This window comes from Botrimarina sp. (assembly GCF_040219535.1).
Lineage (GTDB): Bacteria > Planctomycetota > Planctomycetia > Pirellulales > Lacipirellulaceae > Botrimarina.
Genome location: NZ_JAVJSH010000038.1, coordinates 1 through 6,327, shown reverse-complemented (window position 1 = coordinate 6,327; position 6,327 = coordinate 1). Strand labels below are relative to the sequence as shown.

Sequence of the window (6,327 nt, the reverse complement as noted above, 5' to 3'; positions counted from 1 at the left end):
GCGGTCGCCGCCTCGAGCTTCAGGAACTCGTAGTCGTCGCCGCTGGGCGGCTCGTAGTCGGCTGGCGACTTCTCCCGCTTGCTGGGCTCGACCGGCTTCCACGAGAAGTCGCCCACGTACCGCTCCGACGTTTCTTGCCGGTAGCCCCACTCGCGCTCAAACTCCGCAAGGTCTCTGCCGGACGCCTTCGCCCGTTGCTGGGCGAGGGCGAGGGTCCGCTGCGCCACTTTCCACTCGCACAGCAGGCGGGGCTCGCCCTGGGCAATCAGCGCCCGCTCCAGAACGGGCCGGGCGTACAACCGCTCACGCTCCGCCGCGATCTCCGTGGCGACCGTGGCGAGCTTCGCGTTGATGTCGTCGCAGCGGGTCTTCAGCGCGGCGTTGAGCACGTCCAGCTGCTGCCGAATCGCGACTCGCTTCTCGGGGATAGTCGCGGCCGCAAGCTTGGCCTGCAACGGCGCGGCGTCGCGGTTGTGTTCGTCGGCCGCGTCGTCTAGCTGCTTGTCGAGCGTCTCCGCGTAGGCGGTCAACTCGGCGATGGCCGCGTCGGCCTTTTCGCACTCGGCGAGCCGCTGGCGAATCTCTCGGCGTCGCTTGCGGCGGTCGCCGGTGGTCGGTTGGCCGAGGGCGGCCGCGGATTCCATCCCGGCGAGCATGCGGGTCCGGTCGATAGTGGCTTCGGTCAGCATGGGTCAATCCTCTGTGGCTTGGTGTTCGGTACGCCATCGCTCCACGTCTTCATCGAAGAGCCGAGCGAAGGCCTGCGGCGGGTCGGTCGCTTCGATTTCTGCGAAGGTCAGGCTCCGCATGCGTTCCGGCTCATCGCCGAGGGCGCGGGCGTACTTGCCGGCCCAGGACAAGCCGTAGTAGTGGCCGGCGACGCCGAGCGAGTCGAACGGAACGTCGTGGCCGTGACGCAACGCCCGATCGTGCAGGTGCAAGGCGCGGCGGATGAAGTCGATGCCGTGAGCGCCGCCCCAAGGCTCGCCGCTCGGGCCTTGGTGAATCTCGGGCGTCTCCGCCCACCTCTCGGCCATGCGGAACGCGCCAACCATTTCGGCGGCTGTCGGCTCCCGGTCCTCGCTGAGCTTCTTGCTCGGGACCAGGTGGGCGGTTTCGTGCACGATCGTGGCGAGCAAGTCTCTGCTGTCGGCCGGCTCCTCGATAATCACGATCGCGGGGCCGTTACCGATCCAGTCGCCAGCCTCCTTGACGACTTGCCGGATGATCGGGCAGCCGAACTTTAAAGCGTACGCGCTCGCGTAGGTCGTCTGCGGGTAGATCGCGGGCTGCTGCACTACGTACAGCGGCTGAGCGGACAGCTCGGGGGCAATCTGTAAGGCGAACTGGCGGAGCGTCTCAAGCATCGACGGCGGCCTCGAGTTGTGAATCCGCCGCCGGTACGCCGTGAATCACCGGCGTGTGCCGGAACCACTGCTTGCCGGTCTCGTCGACCCGCCAGGCGACTAGCACGCCATCGCGCTCGCCGGCGCGAATCTCGTCGGGCGTTAGGTCGGTTTCAGGAATGAATGTGGCGGTGGTGTTCATGCCTCGAATCCTACCGGGGGCGGGGGTCATGTTTGCCAATCGTTGGCAGGCTCCGATTCGGCCCGCTCGACCACAACGCGAAACCGGCTAGAGCACCGTTCGCAGATGCTGCGCTGCGTGCGGCTGCCATCACCTTCCAACGCCATCGACTTGGTGATGATGCGTCGCTCAGAGCCGCAGCGGGGGCACTGGGGCTTCGGCGGGCGGCGGATGAACACGATGTCCGTCTCGGTCCAGTCAATCACGGCGCGCCTCCCGGTGCTTTACGAACTCTGCGTAAGGGGTCCACAGCCCGCATGACTTCGGGATCGCCGTCATGGCGGGCTTCGAAGCCTCCCACGACTCCCGCTCTTCGAGCCCTTCAAGCAGCAACTCGCCGTAGACGTCAGCCAGCTCGCCATCGAACGCCGGCATGCCAGGGGGCTCGGCTAGCGGCTCGGCGGCTCGGCCCGCAGCCGTCACGTGGTACGCGACTCGCGAGCCGATGTCGCTGTCGGAGGTGAGCCAGCCGCGATGCAGCAACGGAAGCAGGCGGTACTCCAACCCGACCAGCTCCGACGTTGCGACCTCCCCCCAATCGCCCTTGCCGACCACGAAGGTCTCCGGCGCGCCGTTGCCGAACCGCTCTTCCAGATCGGCGACCATCGCCAAGGTCGGGAACGCCTCCCACGCCAAGGCTGCGCCCACCAACGAACGGGCCACGTCGTCGCCGTGGGCTGTCAGTGAGACGCCCGTCCTCTGCTTGCCGCCATGCAGCCGGATCCAACCCGCAGCCCGCATGGCCTTCAGCTCGCGCTCGCCGCTCTTTCGCTGAGCCACGCTCCCCCCCACAGACCACGGGACGCCCGCAAGCGGGTACGCCGTGCGGCGCTCCCACACGGCCGCTCCCGCGGTGTTTCGTGTTGTCGGCTTCCAGCGGAAGGGGCACCACAGGGCGTCTGAGGCGGCCAGCAGGCGGACTAGGGAGGCGCTCATGCGGCGGTCACGGGGTCACGTTGGGGAAAAGCTTGATAAACGGTCGGGGGGGGTGGGAAACCTAGCGTGGAAGCGTTTCCAAGGACCCGCGGGGTGGGGGTGGTGCTCAGAACGCCGTGTGCGGCTCGCTCAAAGCCTCGGCGGTCTCCCTCGCTGTTTCGATGCGGTGCTCAACGGCGGGCGTCTCGCGGTCCGTCTGGCTGGCTTCGGTGCGGGCCGCCGAGCGCCGCCATCACGTCGTCGACTTGCCCCTCGACCTCGGCGAGCACGGCAACCAGGTGGTGATCCTCCAGCCGCTCGGCCACGCGGCGCCGGTACGGGTTGGCGTCGGACAGCTCGCAGGCGCGGAAGGCGCGCTCGACGCGGTCGTGGTAGTCGGGGGTGGTCATGTTGCGGTGACCCCCTTCGCGTACAACGCGACGAACGTGTCGATGGCGGTGATCACCGCCGGGTCGTCGTCGGACACGAGGCCGGCGCCGTGGGCGCCCTCGAGCCAGCGGGCCAGGTCGTCGGCATAGAACCGGATCAGCTCGCGGTCGGCGCCAGACACGGGGCCGCGGGTCGGGTTGATCCTCAGGCGGCCGCCTATCACCCGGCGCTCGATGCCGTTGGCCTCGAGGACCTCATCCAAAGCGGCGAGCACGCGGGGGCTCGGCGGGGGGTACTGAATCACGGCTCGACCCCCCAGTCGTCGGCTGGGTCGGCGCCGTTGACCCCGGCGCCAGCAGGCACGTAACCGTCGGTCCCGTCGGAGTAGGCATCGAACGCGGTTTCTCGTTTCGCCAGCGTGTCGACGTCGACGGAACCCCCTAAACCTCGGTGTTCGGCGGGTTGTGTCGGCGTCGACGCTCCGGTGAGCTTGAACTTGCGGGAGGGTTGGCCCCCCTTCTCGCCGATCTCGAACGGCAGCCACTCGCCCCGCTCGGCGGCGACGAGCTTGTCGAGCGCCTTCTCCACGTCCTCGATCGTCTTCAGGTTGCGGCGGCCCCGTTGCACGTCGCGGGCGGTGACCACGCCCCCCTTCGCCTCGATCCAGGCGACGAGCTTCTCGTCGACGCCCCCTCGAGCGTCTGGGCCGCGGCGCCGGTAGAACCGGGCAGCCTCGTTTCCGAACCAGCGGGTCAACTCGATTCCCCTCGAGATCATGTCCTCGGTGATCTCTTCCGCGTCGGGGTCGTCGATCAACTGCATGACCAGCGCCAGCCGCGCGGCGTAGCCCTCGAGCTTCGCGTGGGCGGCCCGCTCGGCGTTGCCCAGGTCCAGAGCCTCGAGGCCGTGTTCGTCGACGAACCTTCTAAACCGCTCGAGCGCCCCGGCAGACAGCCGGACGGGGTACGGGTAGGACTCCCCCTCTTCGTCGACTGAGAAGTCGAGGCTGAGAAGAGCGGCGAGCCGTTCGGCGTAGCGCCGCTGCGTCGCGTCGCTCACCTCCCGCTCGGACCACCGCTTGACCTTCAGCGGCGGCCAGGCCATTAGCAGCCGCGCGGCGAACCCGGAGTGCGTGTGCTCGCCCTTCAGGACCTCGCTTAAGACTTCGGGCTGCACCGTGCCCGACACGCTCACCGCCGCGTTGGCCACGTACAGCGACTTGCTGAACCCGGCGCGGTTCACCTTCATGTAATCGCCGCCGTGGGCGCCGATCCAGTTCTGAGCGTCGGCGCCGCCGTTGTGGTACTGGTTGAACGACTTGACCCAGGCGGCCAGCTCGTCACGCTCCAGGAGCACGCCGCGCGGGTTCCTGTTCAGCACGCGAATCACGCCTTCGACGTTGGCGTCGCTCGTGATGAACTCGACCTCGACGGGGAGCACGGGCGCCTCGGGGGGCGGGCCGTTGTCTTTAGACTTCTCCCACGCCTTGAGGGCCTTCTTGTATTCGGCCTGCTGCGCCTCGTAGGCGAGGGCCTGTTCCTCGTACTCGCGGCGTGCGCGCCGTTGGTGGGCAAGCAGGGGCTCGAGGACCACCTTGCGCCCTTGGCTCTTGGTGCCGCCGCTCGGGTGGATCAGGGCGGCCCAGAGGATCGACGGCTCTTTCCACCCCCGCTTGATCCTCGCGACACGTGTGGCGCCGATCGCGGCGGCGCAGATCGCGAGCCCCGGCAAGGCGACCATCGACTCATCGCAGCCGATCGCGGCGGCCGCTTCCTGTACGAGCGAGCGGAGCGGATCGGGCAGCAGGTGCGTCGGGAACGGGCGCCACTCCGGCAGCGGCGCCTCCGGCGTCGGCAGCCCGACCACCTCCGCCGTGGCGATCAGCGCCTCGAGGTTCTCCCTGATGACCTCCGGCTCGGCGGACTCGCCGTGGGCTTCGATCCAGTCGCTTACGTCGCCGCCTACGGGCATCGGCGAGCCGTCAGGCAGCGTGTCGAGCGTCAGCCGCCGCACGCGTGGTTGCGGCGTCAGGTTGCCCAGCTCGGCGACAACCGCGTCGACCGCGTCGCGGCCCGCGTCGTCGTGATCGCCGAGGAGGACCAAGTCTCGTCCGGCGACGATCTCCCAGTTGGCCAGCTTCACCGCCAAGGCGCCGCCGGGCCAGGTCGTCGCCACCATGCCGATCGACTCGAGCGTCTCAACGTCTTTCTCGCCCTCCACGATCAGCACCAGGCCATCCGACGCGACCACCTCCGGCGCCCGGAACGGCGGCCGCGGCTTGGGCATCGCTTTGTTGACCCACTTGCCGTTGCCCGCCTTGCTGACCGACCGGAACGTTTTGGTTTTGCCCTTCCGGCGATCCTCGGCCGAGGGCGGCCTGCGGATTTGGGCGCCGGCGTCGGCCCCGTTCGCGTGCTGGTAGCGGTAGACCTTCACCGCGTCCGGGTGACACTTTCGGACCAGCTCGGCGCAGGTGTCGAATTGCTCTTCCGGGTCGGAGAGCGAAACCGGTTCCACCGTGGAACCGGTTTTCGTCGGTCTCCCGCCCTTCGGCGTCGTGATCGCCGATCGTGCCGTTGACGATGACCACGTGCCGCCGACGTAGTCGCCGACCAGCCGGCAGGCCGTCGGGAAGTCGACGCCGGCGAAATGCTGCACCGTGGCGAGGCCGTCGGCCCCCTTCGGGAAGCAGTGGCGACAGATAACGCCGCCCGTCTCGGCGAAGTCGCGGAACGCCGAGAAGCGGTCCGTGCCGCCGCACGTCGGGCAGGGGTGGCCCTTGCCGTCCAGGTGATCGGCGGGGATGCCGGCCACCGTGGTGACGATCTCCAGCCAGCGGCCGGCGGCTTGCTGCTTCAGCTCGTTGGCGTCGATGCCGCGTCGCGTCAGTCCGTTGGTATCGCTCACGATCGCGCCTCCCCCGCTTGGCGGAACGCTGAGGGCGGGATCGGTTCTCTTTTGGTATGCTTCACTTGTAGCTCCTGCGTTTGCTCGGCCGCGTTGGTCCGTGGCGCCGAGCCAGGTTGAATCGAAGAGCGCCCGCGCGGCACAGCGCCGCGCGGGTGCTCGGTTCAGCGGGTCAAAAGAACTCCCAGCCGGGGCCGGGTGGTTGAGCTTCGCCGCTCAAGTCGCGAGTCGCGTCCATGCACCGTGGGAAGTCCGACCGCTCAACCCCGCTATTCGCCGCGGGGCGGCCGCCATCGAACTCGGTGATGGTGAAGACAACGTCCTCAATCTCGCGGCCGTCGATGCAGTAACCGAACGTGCTCACGAGCTTGTCGAGCGGCACGGTCTCGGCGTATCGCTTAGCGGCCGCGTGCGTCGGGAAGAGCCCCTGCGGCAAGTCGTCGCCGGGGAACAGGTGCAGCGTGACCAGAAAGCCACTGAGGCCGGTGTCGGCGGCCTTGGTAGTTCGGGTCGGTCTCTTAGCAACGG

Annotated in this window: 9 protein-coding genes; all 9 read right to left on the bottom strand. The window is 68.5% G+C overall.

Annotated elements, in window-relative coordinates; translation table 11 throughout:
* The coding region (locus RIC11_RS20685; RefSeq protein WP_350214303.1) for a hypothetical protein at window positions 1–689 on the bottom strand (689 nt) is incomplete at its 3' end.
* A 3-nt stretch (window positions 690–692) separates the two neighbouring features.
* Window positions 693–1,367 carry a hypothetical protein gene (locus RIC11_RS20680; protein ID WP_350214302.1) on the bottom strand — a complete coding sequence of 225 codons (675 nt, stop codon included), beginning with the start codon at window positions 1,365–1,367 and terminating at the stop codon, window positions 693–695.
* A complete protein-coding gene (locus tag RIC11_RS20675; protein WP_350214301.1) occupies window positions 1,360–1,548 on the bottom strand; it encodes a hypothetical protein in 189 nt (62 codons plus the stop codon). Before RIC11_RS20675 ends, RIC11_RS20680 begins: the two co-directional genes overlap by 8 nt.
* A 26-nt stretch (window positions 1,549–1,574) precedes the next feature.
* Window positions 1,575–1,793, bottom strand: coding sequence for a hypothetical protein (locus RIC11_RS20670; RefSeq protein ID WP_350214300.1), 219 nt, complete (start codon window positions 1,791–1,793; stop codon window positions 1,575–1,577).
* Window positions 1,786–2,523, bottom strand: coding sequence for a hypothetical protein (locus RIC11_RS20665; RefSeq protein ID WP_350214299.1), 738 nt, complete (start codon window positions 2,521–2,523; stop codon window positions 1,786–1,788). Before RIC11_RS20665 ends, RIC11_RS20670 begins: the two co-directional genes overlap by 8 nt.
* A gap of 170 nt (window positions 2,524–2,693) precedes the next feature.
* Window positions 2,694–2,912, bottom strand: a complete 219-nt coding sequence (locus RIC11_RS20660; RefSeq protein ID WP_350214298.1) for a hypothetical protein — start codon at window positions 2,910–2,912, stop codon at window positions 2,694–2,696.
* Window positions 2,909–3,166: a hypothetical protein gene (locus RIC11_RS20655; RefSeq protein ID WP_350214297.1), complete on the bottom strand. Its 258-nt coding sequence runs from the start codon at window positions 3,164–3,166 to the stop codon at window positions 2,909–2,911. The genes RIC11_RS20660 and RIC11_RS20655 overlap by 4 nt, the downstream gene beginning before the upstream one ends.
* A gap of 26 nt (window positions 3,167–3,192) precedes the next feature.
* The gene (locus tag RIC11_RS20650) at window positions 3,193–5,799 is read right to left on the bottom strand and encodes a DUF3987 domain-containing protein (protein ID WP_350214296.1); all 2,607 of its coding nucleotides are present in this window, start codon (window positions 5,797–5,799) and stop codon (window positions 3,193–3,195) included.
* A 172-nt stretch (window positions 5,800–5,971) separates the two neighbouring features.
* Window positions 5,972–6,327: hypothetical protein (locus RIC11_RS20645; RefSeq protein ID WP_350214295.1), on the bottom strand; the 356-nt coding region annotated here is incomplete at its 5' end.

Bases quoted from the DNA above. Each gene is read 5' to 3' on its own strand.
- RIC11_RS20680 (WP_350214302.1), bottom strand. From the start codon at position 1,367: ATGCTTGAGACGCTCCGCCAGTTCGCCTTACAGATTGCCCCCGAGCTG.
- RIC11_RS20675 (WP_350214301.1), bottom strand. From the start codon at position 1,548: ATGAACACCACCGCCACATTCATTCCTGAAACCGACCTAACGCCCGAC.
- RIC11_RS20665 (WP_350214299.1), bottom strand. From the start codon at position 2,523: ATGAGCGCCTCCCTAGTCCGCCTGCTGGCCGCCTCAGACGCCCTGTGG.
- RIC11_RS20660 (WP_350214298.1), bottom strand. From the start codon at position 2,912: ATGACCACCCCCGACTACCACGACCGCGTCGAGCGCGCCTTCCGCGCC.